At 66.7% G+C, this 21,225-nt stretch carries 19 protein-coding genes and 1 pseudogene; 7 read left to right on the top strand and 13 right to left on the bottom strand.

Annotated features, from left to right (window positions below):
* Window positions 1–54: 54 nt before the first annotated feature.
* A complete protein-coding gene (locus tag A5752_RS23170; RefSeq protein ID WP_067090763.1) occupies window positions 55–1,008 on the bottom strand; it encodes a 2-hydroxyacid dehydrogenase in 954 nt (317 codons plus the stop codon).
* 183 nt (window positions 1,009–1,191) lie between these two features.
* On the opposite strand from A5752_RS23170, the gene A5752_RS23165 reads away from it, so the two are divergent.
* The 4 genes and pseudogenes from A5752_RS23165 (at window position 1,192) to A5752_RS23150 (ending at window position 6,225) form a co-directional block, all read left to right on the top strand.
* Window positions 1,192–1,638 (top strand): SRPBCC family protein, encoded by a 447-nt coding sequence (locus A5752_RS23165; protein ID WP_067091482.1) that lies wholly within the window; start codon window positions 1,192–1,194, stop codon window positions 1,636–1,638.
* On the top strand, window positions 1,635–3,428 hold the full coding sequence (locus A5752_RS23160; RefSeq protein ID WP_067090761.1) for a sulfatase family protein: 1,794 nt from the start codon (window positions 1,635–1,637) through the stop codon (window positions 3,426–3,428). Before A5752_RS23165 ends, A5752_RS23160 begins: the two co-directional genes overlap by 4 nt.
* A 321-nt stretch (window positions 3,429–3,749) precedes the next feature.
* On the top strand, window positions 3,750–5,384 hold the full coding sequence (locus A5752_RS23155) for a fatty acyl-AMP ligase (RefSeq protein ID WP_067090759.1): 1,635 nt from the start codon (window positions 3,750–3,752) through the stop codon (window positions 5,382–5,384).
* A 38-nt stretch (window positions 5,385–5,422) separates the two neighbouring features.
* A pseudogene (locus A5752_RS23150) lies at window positions 5,423–6,225 on the top strand (GAF and ANTAR domain-containing protein).
* On the opposite strand, the gene A5752_RS23145 reads toward A5752_RS23150, so the two are convergent.
* The 9 genes from A5752_RS23145 to A5752_RS23105 all read right to left on the bottom strand — a co-directional run bounded on the left by A5752_RS23145 (window position 6,222) and on the right by A5752_RS23105 (window position 14,001).
* Entirely contained in the window at window positions 6,222–6,980 is a 759-nt protein-coding gene (locus A5752_RS23145; protein ID WP_067090756.1) for a GAF and ANTAR domain-containing protein, read from the bottom strand. The pseudogene A5752_RS23150 and the gene A5752_RS23145 sit on opposite strands and share 4 nt — an antisense overlap.
* 24 nt (window positions 6,981–7,004) lie before the next feature.
* Window positions 7,005–7,709, bottom strand: coding sequence for a GAF and ANTAR domain-containing protein (locus A5752_RS23140; protein ID WP_082964048.1), 705 nt, complete (start codon window positions 7,707–7,709; stop codon window positions 7,005–7,007).
* Window positions 7,710–7,748: 39 nt separating this feature from the next.
* Window positions 7,749–8,819 (bottom strand): glycosyltransferase, encoded by a 1,071-nt coding sequence (locus A5752_RS23135; protein ID WP_231983491.1) that lies wholly within the window; start codon window positions 8,817–8,819, stop codon window positions 7,749–7,751.
* 410 nt (window positions 8,820–9,229) lie between these two features.
* Window positions 9,230–9,427, bottom strand: a complete 198-nt coding sequence (locus A5752_RS23130) for a hypothetical protein (protein WP_067090753.1) — start codon at window positions 9,425–9,427, stop codon at window positions 9,230–9,232.
* A gap of 74 nt (window positions 9,428–9,501) precedes the next feature.
* The gene (locus A5752_RS23125; RefSeq protein WP_067090749.1) at window positions 9,502–10,629 is read right to left on the bottom strand and encodes a fatty acid desaturase family protein; all 1,128 of its coding nucleotides are present in this window, start codon (window positions 10,627–10,629) and stop codon (window positions 9,502–9,504) included.
* Between the two features lie 155 nt (window positions 10,630–10,784).
* A complete protein-coding gene (locus A5752_RS23120) occupies window positions 10,785–11,588 on the bottom strand; it encodes a transglutaminase-like domain-containing protein (RefSeq protein WP_067090747.1) in 804 nt (267 codons plus the stop codon).
* A complete protein-coding gene (locus A5752_RS23115) occupies window positions 11,585–13,078 on the bottom strand; it encodes a wax ester/triacylglycerol synthase domain-containing protein (protein ID WP_067091473.1) in 1,494 nt (497 codons plus the stop codon). Before A5752_RS23115 ends, A5752_RS23120 begins: the two co-directional genes overlap by 4 nt.
* A gap of 37 nt (window positions 13,079–13,115) precedes the next feature.
* Window positions 13,116–13,565, bottom strand: coding sequence for a DUF5994 family protein (locus A5752_RS23110; RefSeq protein WP_067090745.1), 450 nt, complete (start codon window positions 13,563–13,565; stop codon window positions 13,116–13,118).
* A 232-nt stretch (window positions 13,566–13,797) separates the two neighbouring features.
* The gene (locus A5752_RS23105) at window positions 13,798–14,001 is read right to left on the bottom strand and encodes a cold-shock protein (RefSeq protein WP_067090742.1); all 204 of its coding nucleotides are present in this window, start codon (window positions 13,999–14,001) and stop codon (window positions 13,798–13,800) included.
* Window positions 14,002–14,252: 251 nt separating this feature from the next.
* On the opposite strand from A5752_RS23105, the gene A5752_RS23100 reads away from it, so the two are divergent.
* From A5752_RS23100 to A5752_RS23090, 3 genes are read left to right on the top strand one after another with little or no spacing between them, the layout of a single operon-like run.
* Entirely contained in the window at window positions 14,253–15,704 is a 1,452-nt protein-coding gene (locus A5752_RS23100) for an LLM class flavin-dependent oxidoreductase (protein ID WP_067091470.1), read from the top strand.
* Between the two features lie 11 nt (window positions 15,705–15,715).
* Window positions 15,716–16,885 carry an LLM class flavin-dependent oxidoreductase gene (locus tag A5752_RS23095; protein ID WP_067090739.1) on the top strand — a complete coding sequence of 390 codons (1,170 nt, stop codon included), beginning with the start codon at window positions 15,716–15,718 and terminating at the stop codon, window positions 16,883–16,885.
* The gene (locus tag A5752_RS23090) at window positions 16,882–18,081 is read left to right on the top strand and encodes an SfnB family sulfur acquisition oxidoreductase (RefSeq protein WP_067090736.1); all 1,200 of its coding nucleotides are present in this window, start codon (window positions 16,882–16,884) and stop codon (window positions 18,079–18,081) included. The genes A5752_RS23095 and A5752_RS23090 overlap by 4 nt, the downstream gene beginning before the upstream one ends.
* Window positions 18,082–18,383: 302 nt before the next feature.
* On the opposite strand, the gene A5752_RS23085 is transcribed toward A5752_RS23090, so the two are convergent.
* The 3 genes from A5752_RS23085 to A5752_RS23075 are packed head-to-tail and all read right to left on the bottom strand — an operon-like array spanning window position 18,384 to window position 21,100.
* Window positions 18,384–18,803, bottom strand: coding sequence for a pyridoxamine 5'-phosphate oxidase family protein (locus A5752_RS23085; protein WP_197500708.1), 420 nt, complete (start codon window positions 18,801–18,803; stop codon window positions 18,384–18,386).
* Window positions 18,804–18,806: 3 nt separating this feature from the next.
* On the bottom strand, window positions 18,807–20,186 hold the full coding sequence (locus A5752_RS23080) for an LLM class flavin-dependent oxidoreductase (protein ID WP_067090734.1): 1,380 nt from the start codon (window positions 20,184–20,186) through the stop codon (window positions 18,807–18,809).
* Window positions 20,183–21,100 carry a MetQ/NlpA family ABC transporter substrate-binding protein gene (locus A5752_RS23075; protein ID WP_067091465.1) on the bottom strand — a complete coding sequence of 306 codons (918 nt, stop codon included), beginning with the start codon at window positions 21,098–21,100 and terminating at the stop codon, window positions 20,183–20,185. Before A5752_RS23075 ends, A5752_RS23080 begins: the two co-directional genes overlap by 4 nt.
* Window positions 21,101–21,225: the final 125 nt, after the last annotated feature.

The raw sequence follows: 21,225 nt of genomic DNA, 5'->3' as shown, positions 1-21,225 counted from the left end.
CCCCCGGCGTCGAGCGTCGCAAAGATGATGCAATCAGCGCGATTTCCGTCATCTTCACGACTTTCGGCACTCCGGCACCGGGGTGACCAACCGGCCCGTCTTCAAGAAGCTGTCCAGGTTGCGCAACGTCAACGCCGCCATCGCCGCGCGGGTCTGCACCGTTGCGCTGCCGACGTGCGGTAGCACCACGACGTTGTCGAGCCCGAGCAGCGGCTCGGGGACGTGCGGCTCGTCGGCGTAGACGTCCAGACCCGCCCCGCCCAGCCGTCCGGACGTCAAGGCCTCGACCATCGCCTGCTCGTCGACCACGCTGCCGCGGGCGATGTTGATCAGGTACCCGTCGGGGCCCAACGCGTCGAGCACGGCCCGGTCGACCAGGTTCGCGGTATCGCCGCCGCCGGCGGTCGCCACGATCAGGACGTCGACGCCGCGCGCCAGCTCCTCGGCCGACGCGGCGTAACGGTGCGGCGAATCGGCGACCGGACGGCGGTTGTGATACGAGATTTCACAGCCAAACGCGTTGAGCCGTTTGGCGATCGCGCTCCCGATCCGGCCCAGCCCGAGGATGCCGACACGGGAGTTGCTCACCTCGCGGGTCAGCGGGTACATCCCGTGAGGCCAGCGGCCCGCCCGCACGAACCGGTCCGCGGCCGAGAACTGCCGCAGCGTGTCGATCATCAGACCGACGGCGGTGTCGGCGACGGCGTCGGTCAGCACGTCAGGGGTGTTGCTGACCACGATCCCGCGCCGGACGGCGGCGTCGATGTCGACGGAGTCGTACCCCACGCCGAAGTTCACGATCACCGCGAGGTTCGGCAGCGCGGCGATCAGGTCCGCGTCCGCCCCACCGACCACCGACGTCACCACGGCGGTGATCTCGTCGCCGTGCTTGTTCAGGAACGCCTCGCGCTCTCCCGGGTCGCTGGGCAGCACGACCGCGCCGTAGTCGTCGCGCAGGCTCTGCGCCAGCGTCGGCATCATCGGCCCGACCTGCAGGATGTTGCTCATGGCGTCCGACGGTAAGGACGTGCGACGGGCGCGTCTACAGGAAAGCGCGCTCTTTCCGGCTAGCGGGTACGACATTGTGCGACCAACGCGACCACGGTGGCTGAGAGTTCGGTTCCCGCACCGGAATCCGCGACGACGCGGGATTGCCTGACGGCGTCGCCAATTTCACGTACGGTGGGGGCCGTGGCCGAACTCGACCGCAGCCGCGTCATCGCGGCGAGCCCGACGCAGATCTGGGATGTGCTCGCCGATTTCGGCGCCATCGCCTCGTGGCTCGACGTCGACCACTCCTGCATCCTGGTGCACGGGCCCGACGGCGCGCTGATCGGCACGGCACGACGGGTGCAGATCGGGCGCAACACGTTGGTCGAGACCGTCACCGAATGCGATCCGCAGTACGTCCTCGCGTACGAGATCGAGGGTCTGCCCAACGTCCTTGGCACGATCAGCAACCGCTGGACCCTGGAGCCGACGAGCGGCGGCGAGACGATCGTGACGATCACCACCACCGTTCGCAAGGGCAGGGGCAAAACGCAGCAGCTCGTCGAACGCCTGACCTCTCAGGCGTTGGCCCGCGGATCCGACACCATGCTCGCCGCGTTGGCGAAGCGATTGGAGAACACCCGATGACGAACCGACCCGACATCATCATCGTGATGACCGACGAGGAGCGCGCGGTGCCGCCGTATGAGGCGCCCGAGATCCTCGCCTGGCGCCGGGACACGCTGACCGGCCGCAAGTGGTTCGAGGAGCACGGCGTGAGCTTTGCGCGGCACTACACGGGGTCGCTGGCCTGCGTGCCGAGCCGCCCCACGATCTTCACCGGCCAGTACCCCGACCTGCACGGTGTCACCCAGACCGACGGGATCGGCAAGACCGCCGACGACTCCCGCATGCGCTGGCTGCGACCCAACGAGGTGCCGACGCTGGGCAACTGGTTCCGCGCGGCCGGTTACGACACCCATTACGACGGCAAATGGCACATCTCGCACGCCGACCTGACCGACCCCGCCACCGGTGAGCCGCTGGCCACCAACGACGACGACGGCGTCGTCGACCCGAAGGCGGTACAGCGCTATCTCGACGCCGATCCACTTGCACCGTACGGCTTTTCGGGCTGGGTCGGCCCGGAGCCGCACGGCGCCCCGTTGGCGAACGCGGGGATTCGGCGCGACCCGCTGATCGCCGACCGGGTGGTGGCCTGGCTGCGGGACCGCTACGACCGGCGCCGCGCGGGCGACGTCGACGCGATGCGGCCGTTCCTGCTGGTGGCCAGCTTCGTCAACCCGCACGACATCGTGCTGTTCCCGGCGTGGCAGCGGCGCAGCCCGGTGCACCCGTCGCCGCTTGACCCGCCGAAGGTGCCGCCGGCGCCGACCGCCGACGAGGATCTGTCCACCAAACCCGCCGCCCAGATCGCGTTCCGCGAGGCCTATTACTCGGGCTACGGCCCCGCGCCGGCGATCGACCGCACCTACACGCGTCAGGCGCAGCGCTACCGGGACCTGTACTACCGACTGCACGCCGAGGTCGACAACCCGATCGACCGTGTGCGGCGCGCGGTCACCGAGGGCGGGTCGGAGAACGCGGTGCTGGTCCGCACGTCGGACCACGGCGATCTGCTCGGCGCGCACGGCGGCCTGCACCAGAAGTGGTTCAACCTGTACGACGAGGCGACGCGGGTGCCGTTCGTGGTGGCCCGGATCGGCGAGCAGGCGACCGAACCGCGGACGGTGACGGCGCCGACGTCGCACGTGGACATCGTGCCGACGCTGCTGGGCGCCGCGGGTGTCGACGTCGAAGCCGCGGCGGCAAAGCTGGCCGAGTCCTTCTCCGAGGTGCACGACCTGCCGGGCCGCAACCTGATGCCCGTCGTAGACGGTGCGCAGGCCGACGACGCGCGAGCGGTGTACCTGATGACCCGCGACAACGTGCTCGAAGGTGACACCGGCGCGTCGGGTCTGGCGCGCAAGATCAAGCGAGGGACGAATCCGCCTGCACCACTGCGTATTCGGATACCGGCACACGTCGCGTCGAACTTCGAGGGTCTCGTGGTTCGCGTCGACGAGGCCGGCGGTCAGGGCCATCTGTGGAAGCTGGTCCGGACGTTCGACGATCCGGCGACGTGGACTGAGCCCGGGGTCCGCCACCTCGCGGCCAACGGCATCGGCGGCGAGGCCTACCGGACGTCACCGCTCGACGACCAGTGGGAGTTGTACGACCTGACCGACGACCCGGCCGAGGCCCACAACCGGTGGACCGACCCGGAATTGCACGACCTGCGACAGCACCTGCGCAGACAGCTCAAGCAGGCGCGGGCAGAGTCGGTGCCCGAACGCAACAACCCATGGCCCTACTCGCCGCGCAGGCCGACGACCGCGCGGACCGGCCTACTCCGGCGGGTCCTCGGCCGAAGTTGACGTTTGCTGTGAGATCTTTGCTGTACACCCGGCGAAGGCTGTAGGGTTTCTCGGGTTGATATCCCAGCCTCGCGGAATCGTCACGGCGGCGATCTGATTTCCCCGCCGACAGTGGCCGAGCCACGACTTCGACCGTAATCGGCGCGCTGCCACCACCAGCGCTCTCGAGATGAGTACAGTCGGGATGCCTGACAAGCTCCGCACCTCGCTTCGACCGAAGCGACGGATCACCTAGGTAGACGAAATCGTCCGGGCAGCCGCTGCCGGGCTACCGCAACACCTATATACGGCGTCGTCACGCCGGGGGCTGAAGGAATTCCATTGAGTCAATTCACCGAGACGATGTACCGGAACGCCCGGTGGAGCACCAGGGGGATGGTCACCGGTGAGCCGGTCGCTCCCGTGCGGCACACCTGGGCAGAGGTCAATGAGCAAGCCGGTCGGATTTCGGGCGGGCTGGCCGCGGCGGGCATCGGGCACGGCGACGCGATCGCCGTGCTGGCCGGCGCCCCCGTCGATATCGCGCCGACCGCACAGGGCACCTGGATGCGCGGCGCCAGCCTGACCATGCTCCATCAGCCGACACCCCGCACCGATTTGCTGCGCTGGGCCGACGAAACCACCGCCGTGATCAAGATGATCTCCGCGAAGGCCGTCGTCATCAGCCAACCGTTCATGGCCGCCGCGCCAGTGCTCGAGAGCCTCGGCATGACGGTGCTGACCGTCGATTCGCTGTTGACAGGCCCTTTCATCGACCCGGTCGCGACGACCGACGACGACGTCGCGCTGATGCAGCTGACGTCGGGATCGACGGGCTCCCCCAAAGCCGTTCAAATCTCACACGCCAACATCGTCGCCAACGCAGACGCCATGACGGTCGGTTGCGATTTCGACATCGACAACGACGTTATCGTCAGTTGGCTGCCCTGTTTTCACGATATGGGGATGACGGGCTATCTGACCGTGCCGATGTACTTCGGCGCCGAGCTGGTCAAGGTCACTCCCGTCGACTTCTTGAACGATACCTTGTTGTGGGCCAAGCTGATTCATAAGTACAAGGGCACCATGACGGCCGCTCCGAACTTCGCGTACACACTCTTCGCCAAGCGGCTTCGACGGCAGGCCACGCCGGGTGAGTATGACTTGTCATCGCTGCGGTGGGCGTTGTCGGGCGCCGAACAGGTGGACCCGGAGGACGTCGAGGAACTCTGCGAGGCCGGCGCACCGTTCGGGCTGCGGCCGGAGGCGATCGTGCCGGCCTATGGGATGGCCGAGACGACGGTGGCCGTGTCGTTCTCCGAATGCGGGCGCGGGATGGCTGTCGACGAGGTCGACGCCGACCTGTTGTCGGTGTTGCACCGCGCGGTCCCGGCAAACAAGGGCCACACCCGGCGGCTGGTCAAGCTCGGCAGGCCGTTGGACGGTCTGGAGGTGCGCGTCATCGACGAGGACGGCGCGACCCTGCCGCCGCGCGGCGTCGGCGTCCTCGAGGTTCGCGGCGACCCGGTGAGCAGGGGTTACACGACAGCGGCGGGGTTCATTCCGGCGCAGGACGAGCGCGGTTGGTACGACACCGGCGACCTGGGTTACCTCACCGAAGAGGGCGAGATTGTGGTGTGTGGACGCCTCAAGGACGTCATCATCATGGCCGGCCGCAACATCTACCCGACCGACATCGAACGTGCGGCCGGTCGCGTCGGCGGGGTACGGCCCGGCTGCGCAGTGGCGGTGCGACTCGACGCCGGACTATCGCGAGAATCGTTCGCGGTGGCCGTCGAATGCAAGAACTTCGAGGATTCCGACGAGGTGCGCCGCGTCGAGCGGCAGGTCACGCACGAGGTGTTCGCCGAGGTGGACGTGCGGCCCCGCAATGTTGTCGTGCTCGCGCCGGGCTTGATCCCGAAGACACCGTCGGGCAAGTTGCGGCGTGCGCACGCTTTGTCGCTCGTGGACTGAAAATTGCCGCACGGCGGCGAGTAGATTCTGGACGCAGAATGGCTGACTACGACGCCCAGACGGGCAGGGAATCGGCCCGGGGAGCCGAACTGTCGGCCGCGCAACGCGACGCCGACGAGGCCGACCTCTACGCCGGCTGGCGGGGGTGGCCGGGCTCGTCGCGGATGCGCGCGCGATGACCGATCTACTCGCGGACGTGGCGGGGTTCGCCGCTCGGGCGATACCCGGCGTCGACGGTGCCGGCATCGCGCTCAAGCAACGGGGCGGTACCGCCGGTATCACGACGTGCGTCGCCACGGCCGACTTCGTCACCACAATCGACAGCGTCCAGTACGACCAGCTTCACGAGGGGCCGTGCCTGACGGCCATGGAGTCGGGGCGGCCCACCGTCAGTGGGTCACTGGGCTGCGATAGCAGGTGGCCCCATTTCGGTGGTCGGGTCGCGCGAATGGCGGTGCATTCGGCGCTGTCGCTACCGCTGATGGTGGATCATCGAGCGATCGGCGCGATCAACGCCTACGCCCGTGCACGCGATGCCTTCGGTGAGCATGCGGTGCAGTTGGGTACGCAATTCTCCGGTCCCGCAGCGGTTTCGGTGTACAACGGCCAACTGCTCGCCGATGCGCGGGAGCGGACGATGCGGCTGCAACGCGCGTTGGGCAGTCGTGCAGTCATCGATCAGGCGATCGGAATCATCCGCAGCCGAAGCGGTGCGAGTGCGGAGGAGGCCTTCGACCGGTTGACGCGGCTGAGCCAGGCGGAGAACGTCAAGTTGCACATATTGGCCGAGCGCCTGGTGGCGGAGGCGGTGCGCCGCGCACGAGCTCGGAACCGCTCCTAACCCGTTGAGCGCTGGGCAAATTCGGAGATCTCGGAAACGAGAACCGACCGGGTGTGCCGATCGCCCATCAGCCGACGGGCCACGTCGGTGAGATGCTTACCGTTGGCGCGCGCATAAGAGCGCATCAGGGTGAAGGCGTCTTCGACGGACACGTCGAGCAGCTCGCGCAGGAGCCCTTTGGCCTGCTCGACGACCACCCGGCTGGCGAGTGCGGCGCGCAGTTGCGGCAGCACCGTCGTCGGGGTGGGCGCATTCTCCTGCAGCAGCGCGACACACGCGATGTGGGCCAATGTCTGGGCGGCAAGGAGATCGGCGTCGTCGAGGGCTCCCGCGCGGTCGCCGAACAGACCGAGCGCACCCAACACGAGCCCGGCCGCGCGCATCGGAACGGCGTGGACGGAGGCGAATCCAGCATCCAGCGCGGCGGGGACGAATCGCGGCCAGCGATTGGTGGCGGAGCGAAGATCGGCGACCGAGACGGGCTGGGCGCTGGCGTAACAGTCGACGCATGGGCCCTCATCGGCCTGGAGTTGAAACAGTTCGAGTTCGCGGGCTTGCTCTGTCGTCGCCGCAAGCAGGCGCAGTTGATCGAACGGGTCGGCCAGCAGGAAACCCGCCGCAGCGACGTCGAGCAGATCGGCACATCGTTCGGTGAGCTCGGTCAGCAGGTCGACCACGTCGAAGTCCTCGAGAAGAGTGTCGACGAGGGAAACCACCGCTTCCAGCATGCGGGTTTCACGAGGGGTGTCGGTCACGTTGCCCTCCTTGTGGTGTCGTGGTCATCGGTCTGCTTCCAGCCGCAACCGGCGGTCGAGGATGTCGCGGGCGACGTCGGTGGCGCTGCGTCCGGCCGAGTAGGCGTGGGCGCGCAGCCGGACCAGGGCTTCGGCCGGTTCGACGCCGAGCTGGGCGACCAACATGCCCGTGGCCTGGCTGACCTCGGCGCGCGCCAGCGCGTGCAGTTCGGCCCATGCGTTGCTGCCGGGTTCGGTGACGGCGGCTCGGAGGTCGGTATCGAGTAGATCGAGCAGCGGGACGCCGGCCATCTCGGCGGCGATGACGGCGCCTGCGAGGTGGTTGCGGGCGAGGGGACCAGGCCGGACCCGGAAAAGGTCAAGGGCGCCAACGTACTCCCCAGCGATGACGACGGGCATCGCGAAGACGCCGCGGATCTCGAGGTCAACCATGGCGGGTCCGTAGACGGGCCAGCGTCGCTCGGCCGGATCGTCGAGGTCGTGCACGAGAACCGGCCCGCGACCGGTGACGGAGTCCAGGCAGGGGCCCTCACCGAGGATGAACTGCAGTTCGTCGTATCGGCGGGCAGGGTCGCCACTGGACCCCAGCGTCCCGCTGTTGACTCCGTCGAACACCAGCGAGATGGCCACCGCATCGACGCCCAGCAACAGAACGCACGCCTCACAGAGTCGGTCGGCGGCGGCTACTCCGCGTCGACCGTCGACCGCGGCGAGCAATCGGTCGTGCATCGGCACCTCAGCCGGGTCGGCCACGGCTCCGCGGGACGGTCATACCCGTATCGGTTCGGGGGCCACGATACTTTGGGCCAAACGCACGTAAGCACCTGCCACGGTCTGCCATGCCATCTCCGGGGCCATGTGCCGCGCTTCGGCGGCCATCGCGCCCGCGAGTCGTGGCTGGGTGATGATCTGGCGGAGCGTTGCCGCCAAACCAGCTGAATCGTCGTGTTCGACCACCGCGCCGGCGCCTCCGTTGAGGAGTTCGTTGGCGTGCGGGAAAGCGGTGGCGATGACGGGTCTTCCGTGTGCGATCGACTCGACGAGCACGCGAGACGCCACCTGCTGAGTGGAGTCGTAGGGCAATACGACCACCGACGACTGCTGGAACAGCGTGGCCAGCATGGCTCCGTCGTAGGAGCCGGGGTCGAACGACACCGAGTCCGCGACACCGCAGCTGTTCGCCTGGTCGATCCTGGCTTCCCGGTACTCCTCGCCCTCCACTGCCAAGGTGTGCGGATGTGTCGGGCCGGCGACGAGATACCGCGGTCGACCGGGAACGTCCTTGAGTGAGGCCATCACGTCGATGACGCGCTCGACGCCGTCTCCGGGCGCCAACCAGCCCCAGGTCAAGATCGTGGGCCGGCTGGGCCGCTTCATGCGGACCGTGGCGGGAACCGTCGAACCGTGCGGGATTGCGCGGACTTTACGGTGGTCGACGTCATGGTTTCGGCACAACCGTTGACGTGCGGACTGAGACATCACGACGATTTGGGTCGCGGCCGCGGCAACCGCTTCGATATCCGAACACTGTTGTGCGGTAGCGTATTTCGGAATATCACCGATGATGACGATCGACGGGATCGATAACCTGTCGACGATGTCGACCACGTTCTCCGTGGCGGCGCGAAAATCCTGGTGGACGATCGCGACATCGGCCTCGTCGAGCGGTTGATCGCTCGAATGTGGACTCGCGCGATCCCCCACGACGCTGACGTCGACGCCCTTCCCGCTCAGCGCACGCGACAGACCAGCGGTGAACCGTGCCAGCGCGCAGGATTCCGGTGCAGGTGTGCCGAGGATGCTGATACGTGTGCGACATGATTTATGTTGATGCTGCACGGGATTCGAGCCGAAGACAGACGTGGGCGATGCGTTCAAGGCGGTCCCAACTGAAGGATTGGTACCGGCGTGTCCGGCATGAGCGGGTTGCTCGACGCGATCAGCGGAAGTCGGCTGACACGTTCCGGAATGGCTGGGCTCCCAACTCCTTGAGGCTACACCCGGCGAGTCGATCGGCTCCGCCGGGTACAGCACTTCGATCGACACGTGGAGTAGTGTCATGGGATCGGGACCATCCAGGCCCCCGCGAACAAGGGGCCAGCGATGTCTGACAAGTCTCCTCGGCAGTCGATGACCAAGAAGTCCGGCAAGTCTCTGAAGGAAAAACGGGCCGAGAAGCACGCCAAGGCCGCGGCGAAATCGGCTTCCGCCGATGCGGTCGGCGATCTCAGGAAGCGCTGAGGCAGTCCCTAACCCCAGAACCGCCGCTTCTTCCAGCGGCTTTCGTCGCCTTCGACATCGGTCCACTCCCCGGCCACGTATCTGTGCGATTGCGTGGCGCCCCCGCGAACAACGTCGAGCGTGCCGTCCCTGTGTTTGATGTAAGCGTCGCCGAACCGCATGTACTTGTCTGTGGTCCCGTTGGGGAGTGTGACGGTGACGGTCATATTCGCTAGATCCTTTTCAACCGGGCATCTCGGCTTGCGGAGCAAGCTGCCCGATGTCCTCCACAGTACGCCGGTCATGCGAATTTCAGTTCCGAAGCCGTTTCAGGGGCGTCATCGCTCGTTGCCGTGGGGAACCGATCGGGCAGGGCCAGCTTGTGGATCGTTCGCAACGTCTGAAGATATTGGCGCACAAGCGAACCACTGGTGTAAGGCAGGTCGTACTTCTCGCATACTGCCCGTATCCGCACCGCGATCTCCGCCAAGCGGTTGCTGGGAAGGTCGGGGAACAGGTGGTGTTCGATCTGATAGCACAGGTTGCCGGTCGAGAACGCCAGCAACGGGCCTGCGTCGATGTTGGCGGCCCCCAACATTTGCCGCAGGTACCAGTCGGCACGGCTCTCCTCCTCGATGGCGTCTGCGGTGAACTTCTCGGCCCCATCGGGGAAGTGGCCGCAGAAGATCACCACGTACGTCCAGAGGTTGCGGATCAGATTGGCCATCGCGTTTGCGCACAGGGCCCGGCGCCAGCGTCGTCCGCTCAGCGCGGGGAAGAGCACATAGTCCTTGACACCCTGCCGGGCGATTTTGCGGACCAGTTTCTTTCTCTCCCGGGTCACCCGCTCGGTGTCACCCTCAGCGCGGTCGCGTTCGGAGTGCACACCGTGTAGCGCAATACCCCACTCGAAGATCGCTGCCAGCAACATATTTCGTAGCGGCTGCAATAGATGGACGGGCTGCCACGGTACGTCGCGGGTGATTCGCATGATGCCGAATCCAAGGTCGTCGTCCACACCCAACACGTTGCTGAACACGTGATGGCGGTAGTTGTGCGAATACCTCCATTGCGCCGAGACAGCGACCATGTCCCATTCCCATGTACTCGAATGGATTTCCGGATCGTTCATCCAGTCCCACTGTCCGTGGGACACGTTGTGCCCGATCTCCATGTTCTCGACGCACTTGGCGAATGCCAGCGACGCCGTCCCGAGGACCCAGCCCGCACGGGAGCGGCCGACGCCGATGAGCAGCCGCCCTGCCACTTCGAGCGCCCTCTGGAACTTGATGGTGCGCCGGATATAGGCCGCGTCGCGTTCGCCTAGCGACTCTTCGATATCACTGCGGATGGTGTCCAGTTCGACGCCAAGGGCCTCGATGTCCGCTGCGGTCAGATGGGTGTACGCACCGATGTCGGTGATTGCCAAAATTTGTCCTGTGTTCGTGCGGGCGGGAGCGGGCTCGTGTTCGAACCATCGTGGTTGCGGACCACCGGCCGGAATCGAGGAGAGACAACGGCAGCACGTCGGCGTTGCCACCAGTCTAGAGAAAGATCCCGTGGGGCCGACGTCGCCGGTGCTCCTCAGCCGATCGATACCAGTTGATCGATCGAATCGTTGGGCAGCTCGCCGTCGACAATCGCCGTCACCAGCAGCTTGTCCAGAGTGATGGCGCCTTTGTGGTTGGTGAGGAAGGCGATGTCAGCGGCATCACGCCCGGTGGCGATACGCACCAGCGATTGACGGGGCGCCAGCAGCGTCGCGTCGACCACGCGCCAGCCGCCCTCGACGAAAGCTTCCGCGACGGCATGGAAGTCCATCGGGTAGAGCCCGGGCGCATACACCGATACCACCCGGGCGGGGACGTTCACCGCCCGCAGCAGGGCCACGACCAGGTGCGCGAAGTCGCGGCACACCCCCTCGCCGGCCAGCAGGGTGTCTGCCGCCCCGTCGATCGGGTCGCTGGAGCCGGTGACGTACTTCAGGCGGGTTCCGACCCAGGAGGACACCTTCTCGAGCAGAGTCGTCGAGTCCAGGTAGCTACCGAACTCCGTCGCGGCGAAACCGTAGAACTTGTCGGCCTCGGCGTAGCGACTGGGACGTAGGTACATCAACCGGTCGTAGGAGGTTACCGGCGCTGGATCGGTTCGGCCGACGATCGTCGCGGCGTACTCCACCGTCAACGTGCCCGTCGTCGCGGACAGTGTGTGCATCCGGTTACCGTGCGCGCCGCTGATTTCCACCGCTCCAACGGGCTTTCCGTCCAGCAGGAACGAAAGCTGTTCGTGCACTCCAGCGTTGGGATGTGGCGCGACCGCGATCTGAAACTCCAACTCGGTTGGATCGGTGATCTCGACCTGAAGTTGGACGCCCACGTGTCGCTTCATGAGCGCATCGGTTCTGCTTGTCGAGAACGGTGCGACGACAATTCGGTAACCACGGACCTCCCCTCACCGCGCGGTGAGTCTTCGGCAGCGGCAAGTAGCACGCCAACCGCCTCGGCGACACCGCCGGCGATGTCATCGACGCACCGCACGTTGTCGGGGCAGGCGGAAACGCACACGCTCATCACCTCGCCGTGTGTAATGATGCCAATGTTCAGTCCGCAGCGCTCGACAAGCGGCTCGGCTGAATACATCGCGACCACCCTGGCGCCGGCGCAGTACCTGCGGTCGGGACGCTCCAGTGAGAATGAAACCGTCGCTTGAGCGCTTGACACGCACCGCGTCAGCCCGCTGAACATCTGCAGGCCGGCACGGGCAATCCATGGTGGGAACAACGATGCCACGGCCGCGGGATCTACTTGGGGCGTTGCCAATTCGTCACGTGCGCGATGCGCGATGCTCAACCTCTCGGTCGCGGTGTGAAGATCGGTCAGTATCTGCACCGGGTCATCGAGTTGAACCGGGAGCCGCACATGTCCGACGCCCAGCGAGTGCACGTCCTCCGCGGCGTCACCGGTCGGTCTCGATAGGGGGACGGCCACCAGGAGCGGCTCGTCAGGTACCGCTTCGTGGCGCCGCATCCATGACCTCAGTGATATCGCGCATGCCGCCAGCACGACATTCGCGGTGGACCCGCCGAAAGCGTCGCTGATAGCCCGCACGTCGGCCAACGGAATCGACGCCAGTCCCAGCGACCGCCGCTTCGTCAGTACCGCATTGAACGCCGTGTCCGGCACGGCGCCGCGCATCGCTGAAACGGTCTCGGGATCCACCCGCGCGTCGACGGCATTGCGCAGTCGACGACGCATCGCCAGCAGCCCGCTGGTCACGGCCCCGGCGGCCATCCAGACTCCGGTCAGTTGACCCTCGATGACCTCGGCCAGCCAGTCGGTCAGCAACTCGCCCGTGGACGGCGTGGGGCCCGGGCCTGTCTCTGTCGACGAACGGAGGTCACCGTTCGGCTCGGCGGTCGTCAGGCGCTGCCACATCGATGCGAGCCCATGCCCTCCGTCGGCGAGCACCGGCGACATCTTCACCGCCAATGCCCAACGGCCAGAGGCCAAACCGTCGATGCTCCAGGCCTCCCACAGCGGTCGACGTGAGGTCTGCGGCTCGGCGGTCAGCTCCGCCAGGAGATCGGCCAACTCGCGGCGGCCGCCGGGTGCCGGCACCGTCGCGGTGCCGATTTGCGGTGTGGGGTCGTAGTCGGCGATCTCGGCCCAGACGGGCTGTCCCATCCGCATCGGCTTGCTCACAAGCTCGCTTCGGAAGCGTGCCATCTGTGGCAAGGCCGACGAAACCAGCTTGTGGAGGCGCTCGTGGCTCAGTCGATCCGACGCCTCGATGACGAGCACTGCCACGGAGTGCCCGGGGGTCGTCGACGTTTGCGTATGTAGCGCAAAGGCATCGTTAACCGATAGGCGGGTGCCCATCAGCGCTGTTTCCATGCCTGTCGAGGCTTGAGCGAGGTCACGCGCCGGTGCTGAGAAGAGAGTCCACCGTGGACACGTTGCCGGGCGTAGCGGCCGCCATCGCGATCGTGTGCGCGAAGTCGGCTTCGGTATTCGCGGGAACGACCAGCAAGACGATCCGGTTCCCGCCGCCGTCCAACACCGCGATCGTGTTCGACGGCTGGCGGTGATATCCATCGAGGCGGACAACGCGGCCTTCCACAACCGCTTTTCGCGGCGCTTGCGCCCACTCGGCGAGGTGGTACATCACCCGTGTCACGGACCCGAGGCGCACAGACAGAACGTTGAGCAAATCAGGAAGCTCTTGCTGGAGGTCGTCGCTGTGCGGCCACCATGCCCCGTCGACGTAGCCACTCACCGGTGCCTTGCGCTTCAAACGCAGCCGCGGGGTGTTTTCGGGCCCGTCGTGTCGTCGGCCTGGAACTGGAGGTGCTTCTTGTACTGCCATGGGGTGGTCCCGTCCGAGCCGTTGAACGGCTCCCTTACTTGCATCGCCGACGACGCGATCTCAAACGGTCGCGTGCGGAATATCGCCGATATGACCCCAGCCTACGCTAGCCAGCTCTCCGCCGAGACCGCGCAGGTCGAACACCTTGTGCAAGAACAGGACTCGGTCGAGGACCCAGAAACGAAACGTGGGCTGGCGGGATTCCCACCAGCCCACAGTCGATCGTGCAAGCTTAGACGGCGCTTACGCCGACTGCCTGAGGTCCTTTGGCGCCCTGTTCGATGCTGAACTCGACGCGTTGGTTCTCCTCGAGCGACCGGAATCCATTGCCCTGGATCTCCGAGAAATGAACGAAAACGTCCTTCTCGCCGCCGTCAGGAGCGATGAAGCCGAAGCCCTTATCGCTGTTGAACCACTTCACAGTTCCCTGTGCCATACTTTTCAACTTCTCTCATTCTGAACGGATGTAGATAAACATCCGCGTAGAGGCTATCACGCCGCAGGTCATCCAATTTCCACGCGACCTCCCCGCCTTGTCTGCGCGAGCGCGCGTGTCTGCACACGACACGCCGCGAAATGTCGACGCTCGGCGCACGCTCGCCGCCGCCGAGCGTCCCCCGAGCGGTGGTTCTGATCGCGCTGAACCTAAACCGTGACGACGTCGCCGCGGCCGGGCAGCATTTCGGGGTGACTCGTGTGATCCGCTTCAACGCCTTCGACATGAACTGCGTCGCCCACCAGTCCCCCGGGCTGTGGAAGCACCCCGACGACCAGTCGTGGCGCTACAAGGACCTGGAGTACTGGACCGAGCTCGCCAAGCTGCTCGAGCGCGGACGCTTCGACGGCTTGTTCATCGCCGACGTGCTCGGCACCTATGACGTCTACGGCGCCAGCGACGAGGCCGCCATCCGGCAGGCCGCCCAGATTCCGGTCAACGACCCGATGCTGCTGGTATCGGCCATGGCGTTGGTGACCGAGCACCTCGGCTTCGGCATCACGACCGGAACCGGCTTCGAGCATCCCTATCCGTTCGCCCGCCGCATGTCGACGCTCGACCACCTCACCAAGGGCCGGATCGGCTGGAATGTCGTCACCGGGTACCTGCCCGCCGCTGCCCGCAACATGGGCCAGACCGACCAGCCCGCGCACGACGCCCGCTACGACCACGCAGACGAGTACCTCGAGGTGCTCTACAAGCTGTGGGAAGGGTCGTGGGAGGACGACGCGGTGGTCCGCGACGCCGCCCGCGGGGTCTTCACCGAACCGGACAAGGTGCACCACATCGGCCATCAGGGAACGCATTTCAGCGTCCCGGGCGTCCACCTGTCCGAACCGTCCCCGCAGCGCACTCCGGTGATCTACCAGGCCGGGTCGTCGCCGCGCGGTGTCCGGTTCGCCGCGGAGAACGCCGAGGCGATCTTCACCGCGTCCCCGACGAAAGAGATTCTGCGCCAAACGGTCAGCACCATCCGCCAGGAACTCGAGATCGCCGGCCGCGACCCGTACAGCGTGAAGATCTTCAACCTGTCGACGATCGTCACCGCCGCCACCGACGAGGAAGCACACGCCCGCCACGCCGAATACCTGTCCTACGGCGACCCCGAGGGCGCGCTGACGTTCATGTCCGGATGGATGGGCGTCGACCTGTCGCGCTACGGGCTCGACGAACCGGTCGGCAACGTCGACTCCAATGCGATCCTGTCGGCGGTCGCGGCGTTCCAGTCCGCCGACCCCGACGGCCGCGAGTGGGCCGTCCGCGACATCGCTGAGTGGGGCAAGATCGGCGGCATGGGCCCGCGCTTCGTGGGTTCTGGTGTACGCGTGGCGGATACGTTGCAGGAGTGGGTCGAAGAGACCGACGTCGACGGGTTCAACCTCGCCTACGCGATCACGCCCGGCTCGTTCGCGGAGTTCGTCGACCACGTCGTTCCGGTCCTCACCGAGCGCGGCGCGTACCAGACGTCCTACACGCCAGGTACGTTGCGCCGCAAGCTCCTCGGCAACGGCGACCGGCTGCCCGAGGACCATCGCGGTTCCCGCTATCGTGTCGGCGGGCCGCGCTCGACCATCATCGACCGGCCGTCCACGGTGCCGTCTTCCTCGGCATCGGTGGCGTCCCAGCCGACCCGCGGCCGTTAAGGAGTTATCGCGTGACCATCCAATTGCATTGGTTCCTACCCACTTACGGCGACAGTCGGCTGATCGTCGGCGGCGGCCACGGCATGCCCGCCGGTGCGGCACACGGTGATCGTGACGCCTCGATCGACTATCTGGGTTCGATCGTGCGGGCCGCCGAGTCATTCGGTTTCACCGGCGCTCTGATCCCGACGGGCGCGTGGTGCGAGGACGCGTTCATCACCGCGTCACTGCTTGCCCGCGAGACGACGTCGTTGGCGTTCCTGGTCGCGTTCCGGCCGGGTCTGGTCAGCCCGACACTGTCGGCGCAGATGGCCGCGACGTTCGCGCGCCACGCACCCGGCCGCATTCTGCTCAACGTGGTGGTGGGCGGCGAAGCTCACGAACAGCGTTCGTTCGGCGACTATCTCGACAAGGACGGCCGCTACCGGCGCTGCGACGAGTTCCTCGAGGTGGTGCGCAGACTGTGGGCCGGCGAGACGGTCTCGCTGGAGGGTGAGCACATCCGCGTCGAGGAGGCCGCGCTGCCTACGCTGCCGAATCCGGTGCCGCCGTTGTACTTCGGCGGAAGCTCCGCAGCCGCGGGACCCGTTGCGGCCCGCCACGCCGACGTCTATCTGACGTGGGGCGAGCCGCCGTCGGCGGTGCGCGAGAAGATCGACTGGATCCGCGGCCTGGCGGCCAAGGAGGACCGGCAGGTCCGGTTCGGCATCCGGTTGCACACGATCTCGCGGGACAACTCCGGCGAGGCGTGGGCGCAGGCGGACCGGCTCGTCTCGGCGCTGGACGAGGAGACGGTGCGCAGCGCGCAGAAGGGCTTGCACCGCAGTCAATCCGAGGGTCAGAAGCGGATGCTGGCGCTGCACGAGGAGCATCGGCGCAACGGCAATTGGCACGACGCCCGCTCGCTCGAGATCGCGCCGAACCTGTGGGCCGGTGTGGGCCTGGTCCGCGGCGGTGCGGGCACCGCGCTGGTCGGCAGCCACGCCGAGGTCGCCGAGCGCATCGCCGAATACGCCGACATCGGCATCGACGAGTTCATCTTCTCCGGCTATCCCCATCTGGAGGAGCTGTACTGGTTCGGCGAGGGCGTCGTGCCGATCCTGCGCGAGCGCGGGCTGTACAAGGGTGTGGCGACGACGGCCGCCCCGGCATCGATCCCGTTCATCGGCGCCACGCGATGACCCTCATCGCGTCGGGAGACGAGGCGCTTGACGTTGCGGCGAAACTGGCTGCCGAGTTCGAGGCCGAGGCCTCCGCGCGCGATGCCGAGCGCCGGTTGCCGCACGACCAGGTGCAGGCGCTCAAGGAGTCGGGACTGTTGGCGTTGACGGTGCCCACCGACTACGGCGGCATCAGAGCGCCCGCGACGGTGCTCGCCGAGGTGTTCCGGCGCATCGCGCACGCCGACCCGTCGCTGGCGCAGATTCCACATTCGCACTTCGTGTTTCTGGAGGCGCTGCGACTGCAGGGCACGTATGCGCAGAAGTCGTACTTCTACGACCGGGTGCGCAACGGCGCGTTGTTGGCCAATGCGCAGTCCGAGCGGGGTCCGCACACCATCGACGTGGACACGACGACGTTGGTGCGGCAGCCGTCGGGCGACTACCTGCTGTCGGGGCGCAAGTTCTATTCGACGGGCGCGTTGTTCGCCGACTGGGTGCTGGTTCGGGCGTCGCTGGCCGACGGCGGTGAGGTGCCGACGGCGCAGACGCCGAAGGCGGTCGCGTTAGTCGCGCGCGACGCCGAGGGGTTGTCGGTGGTCGACGACTGGGACGGTATGGGCCAGCGGACGACGGCTTCGGGCACGGTCACGCTCGACGACGTGGCGGTACCCGTCGAGCATGTGGTGCCGTTCTCGCCGATCTTCGCTGGGCCGTCGGTCTACGGCGCGCGAGCGCAGTTGTTACACAGCGCAATCGATCTCGGCATCGCGACAGGAGCGCTCGCGGCCGGTGTGCGTCAGGCCGAGCGGGCGCGGCCGCATTTCGAGGCGAATGTGGCCGCAGCGGTCGACGACCCGACGCTGATCACGGTCGCCGGCGAGCTGGCGGTGACGGTGCGCGGCGCGCAGGCGCTACTGGTCGAGGCGGCGCGAGCGGTCGACCATGCGGAGGCCAACCTGAGCGACGAGACCGCGGCGGAGGCGTCGATCGCGGTCGCGGCGGCAAAGGTCGCCGCGGTGCGGGCGTCGCTCGACGCGTCGAATGTCTTGTTCGAATTGGGCGGTACCCGAAGCGCTTCGGCTTCGGGCAACCTGTCGCGGTACTGGCGCGACGCCCGCACGCACACGCTGCACGACCCGACGCGCTGGAAGGTGCAGCACATCGGCCGCTACACCCTGACGGGCACACCCCCGCCGCGCCACGGCCAGATCTAGATTGGCGCGCTGCCCCCTGCGCCGCGAGCGTGCGTGTCTGCACATGACACGCCGCGCGTTGTCAGCACTTTGCGCACGCTCGCGGCCGGCTGAGCGTGCACGACGACAGATGCAGATGCCAGCTCATCGACTTCTGCGGCAGGGCTGCGATCGATCGGCAATCACGACCATCCCGCAGAAGTCGCAGTACCTAGCGGGGCCAATGCGGAAGAACGCACGCCCGACCGACCGCGAAGGTGCGCAAAGTGTCGAGAATCAGCGGTGTGTTGTGTACAAACACGCACGCTCGCGGTACCCGAGCGCTACTCCGTCGAGTAGTCGAAGCTCAGCCACCTCTTCGGGCGCATCCGGATGACGACCGACGTCGGCGTGAGGTTCTGGTCGGCGAACGCATTGCCGTCGTCCTCGCCGAGGTAGCGGATCGCGATCTCCCGGCCAATCGCGTCCTCGGCCCGATCGATACCGACGACGTCGCCCTCCGCCGTCACATACCGATACGGCGGCGCCTCGTCTTGCGCGGTGATCGAGAACCGGCCGGCGGCCTTGATGAGCCGGTGCTTGAGCGACGACTCCTCGGTCCACAGCAGCACCTCACCGCCGGGTTTGTAGCCGTACCAGATCGGCACGCTGAACGGTGCCCGGTCGGGTCGCTCGACGGCGATGACACCCACGTGGACGTCGGCCAGAAACTTCTCACGCTGATCGGTCGTCATCTTGCCCATGCCTCAGCCAACCGCTGCGACGCCGATCACATTCCCGCCGCGCGTCGACCTGCCGCTTCGGTCGGGCACCCGCGCCAGCCCGAGATGGCCCCGCAGCGTGGTGTGCCGGTACTCGCGTCGGAACAGCCCCCGCTCGCGCAGGATCGGCACGACGTGGTCGACGAACAACTCCAGCCCGGAGGGGAACACGTCGGGCATCAGGTTGAACCCGTCGACCGCCCCCGCGGCGAACCACTCCTCGATCGCGTCGGCGATCTGCTCCGGCCCGCCGATCACCAGCCGATGCCAGGTGATCACCCGGTTGAGCAGCTCCCGCACCGTCAGGTTCTCCCGACGCGCCAGGTTCACGACGATGTCGCGGGCGCCCTGCGATCCGTGATCGGTCACCGCCCCGTCGAGCAGATACTGCGGCAGCGGTTTGTCCCACGCCAGCTCCGACGGGTCGACCGACAGCTGCGACGCCAGATGCGCCAGCCGACGCTCCCCTGCCAGCTCGTTCAGCTCTTCGTTGCGCCGTCGCGCCTCCTCGAACGTGCTGCCCAGCACGAACGACAACCCTGGCATGATCCGGATCGCATCGCGTGGCCGCCCGTACGCCGCACTGCGCGAACGTAATTCAGCTGCGTTGCGTAAGGCATCCTGCAACGACGCCTGCGCCGCAAACACCCCGTCGGCGTATTTCGCCGCCAGATCCAGCCCGCCCGTCGACCCGCCGGCTTGGAACAACACCGGATGCCCCTGCGGCGACCGCGGCAGCGTCAGCGGCCCGTCGACGCTGAAGAACTCCCCGCGGTGGTCGATCGTGTGGATCGCGCCGACCCTGCTGAACGCCCCCGACGACTTGTCGGCGAGTACCGCGTTGTCGTCCCACGAATCCCACAGCGCCCGAACCACATCGATGAATTCCGCGGCCTGCCGGTAGCGGTCGCGCCGGTCCGGCTGACCGGAGACCCCGTCGCCGTGCCCGAAGTTGTTCCACGCATATGGGTCACTACTGGTGACGACGTTCCACGCGACCCGCCCGCGGCTCAGGTGATCCAGCGTCGCGAACCGGCGCGCAATGTTGTACGGCTCTTCGAACGATGTCGATACCGTGCCGATCAGCCCGAGATGGGTGGTGACCGACGCCAGCGTCGACAACAAGACGATCGGGTCCAACGCCAGCGGCGGCGCGGTCAGCGGCGTGTCCGGTGGCTGGAACAGCGACGGGCTGTCGGCCAGAAACAACGCATCCAGCGTGCCGCGCTCGGCGATTCGCGCGACCTCGATCCAATACGCCGGATCGGCGAACCAGTTCGGGTCCGCGCTGGGATGCTGCCACGCCGCTGGGTGCATCCCGTCGGACAGCACGTTGACGCCGAGGTGCAGCTGCCGCTCGGTCATGCCGGATCACCCGGCAGCGCCAGCTTTTTCACCTCGGGGTCGTTGGCGATGTAGGTCTGCACCCGCGGGTCCTCGAACGCCTTGATGAGGTTCTGGATGTTCTCGGTGTCGACGTAATCGCTGCCGACGGTCAACACCGAGGCGAACTCGTCGGGCGACGTCGGAGCGAAGATCAGCTTGTCCTCCGGGACGCCCGCCGCCAGGAACGACTCCGCGTATCCGACGATCGCGTCGAGGTCGCGCAACGCGCGGGGCTGGGCGCCGAGATCGAGCATTGTGAACTTCAGGTTCTTCGGGTTGTCGACGATGTCCTTCTGCGTCAGCGCGGTGATATCGGCGTCGGGCCGCACCGTGACCAGGCCGGCCTGCGCGAGATACCAGATCGCCTGCGCGTTGTTGGCCGGGTCGGCAGGCAGCGACACGCTGGCGCCGTCCGGAAGATCCTGCGGCGTCTTGTATTTGTCCGACCAGATGCCGAACACCCAGTGAAAGAATGGACCCGTCGCGGCCTCTTCGCGGAAACCGGGGTTGGCGTCGAGGACCTGCTGCAGCCAGTGCCGGTGCTGGAAGATCGTTCCGGCGTAGCGGCCGTCGCTGATTGCCTGGTTGATCTGCGTACTGTCGCCGAGCCCGACAGCGCCGACCTTCACGTCGTAGTCCGGCGCGATGTTCTCGGCGATGTACTCGATGATCAGCTTCTCGGCCGGATTCGAGTCGAGGTAGACGACATCAAGCGTGGCGCCGGCGGTCTCATTGGGTGACGCGGTGCCGCTCGTGCGCGCGATGATGAACACGGCGACGACGGCTGCCACAAACACTGCTCCGATCAACAGGAACGGCCACCGGCGTCGCTTCGCGATGGTGAACCCATGTGGCTGTGACTCGGTGACCGAGACAGACTCGTCAATGCTCATGTGTCCGAGAGTCTGGGCGGCAGGCCGCGCAAAGCCCATGGTTTCGATCAGGCTGAGCGTCATTGGCATCGATTCACCGTGAGCGCAAAGGTTTCGGTCCGCACAACGCATTTGGCAGCGTGACC

Origin of the sequence: Mycobacterium sp. 852002-51961_SCH5331710 (genome assembly GCF_001665535.1) — a bacterium.
In the GTDB taxonomy this organism is placed as follows: domain Bacteria; phylum Actinomycetota; class Actinomycetes; order Mycobacteriales; family Mycobacteriaceae; genus Mycobacterium.
The sequence above is the reverse complement of the archived record's forward strand: the minus strand, read 5'-3'. Positions and strand labels throughout refer to the sequence as shown.

Bases quoted from the DNA above. Each gene is read 5' to 3' on its own strand.
- A5752_RS23170 (WP_067090763.1), bottom strand. From the start codon at position 1,008: ATGAGCAACATCCTGCAGGTCGGGCCGATGATGCCGACGCTGGCGCAG.
- A5752_RS23160 (WP_067090761.1), top strand. From the start codon at position 1,635: ATGACGAACCGACCCGACATCATCATCGTGATGACCGACGAGGAGCGC.
- A5752_RS23140 (WP_082964048.1), bottom strand. From the start codon at position 7,709: ATGCACGACCGATTGCTCGCCGCGGTCGACGGTCGACGCGGAGTAGCC.
- A5752_RS23130 (WP_067090753.1), bottom strand. From the start codon at position 9,427: ATGACCGTCACCGTCACACTCCCCAACGGGACCACAGACAAGTACATG.
- A5752_RS23120 (WP_067090747.1), bottom strand. From the start codon at position 11,588: ATGAAGCGACACGTGGGCGTCCAACTTCAGGTCGAGATCACCGATCCA.
- A5752_RS23115 (WP_067091473.1), bottom strand. From the start codon at position 13,078: ATGGGCACCCGCCTATCGGTTAACGATGCCTTTGCGCTACATACGCAA.
- A5752_RS23110 (WP_067090745.1), bottom strand. From the start codon at position 13,565: ATGGCAGTACAAGAAGCACCTCCAGTTCCAGGCCGACGACACGACGGG.
- A5752_RS23105 (WP_067090742.1), bottom strand. From the start codon at position 14,001: ATGGCACAGGGAACTGTGAAGTGGTTCAACAGCGATAAGGGCTTCGGC.
- A5752_RS23090 (WP_067090736.1), top strand. From the start codon at position 16,882: ATGACCCTCATCGCGTCGGGAGACGAGGCGCTTGACGTTGCGGCGAAA.
- A5752_RS23085 (WP_197500708.1), bottom strand. From the start codon at position 18,803: ATGGGCAAGATGACGACCGATCAGCGTGAGAAGTTTCTGGCCGACGTC.
- A5752_RS23080 (WP_067090734.1), bottom strand. From the start codon at position 20,186: ATGACCGAGCGGCAGCTGCACCTCGGCGTCAACGTGCTGTCCGACGGG.
- A5752_RS23075 (WP_067091465.1), bottom strand. From the start codon at position 21,100: ATGAGCATTGACGAGTCTGTCTCGGTCACCGAGTCACAGCCACATGGG.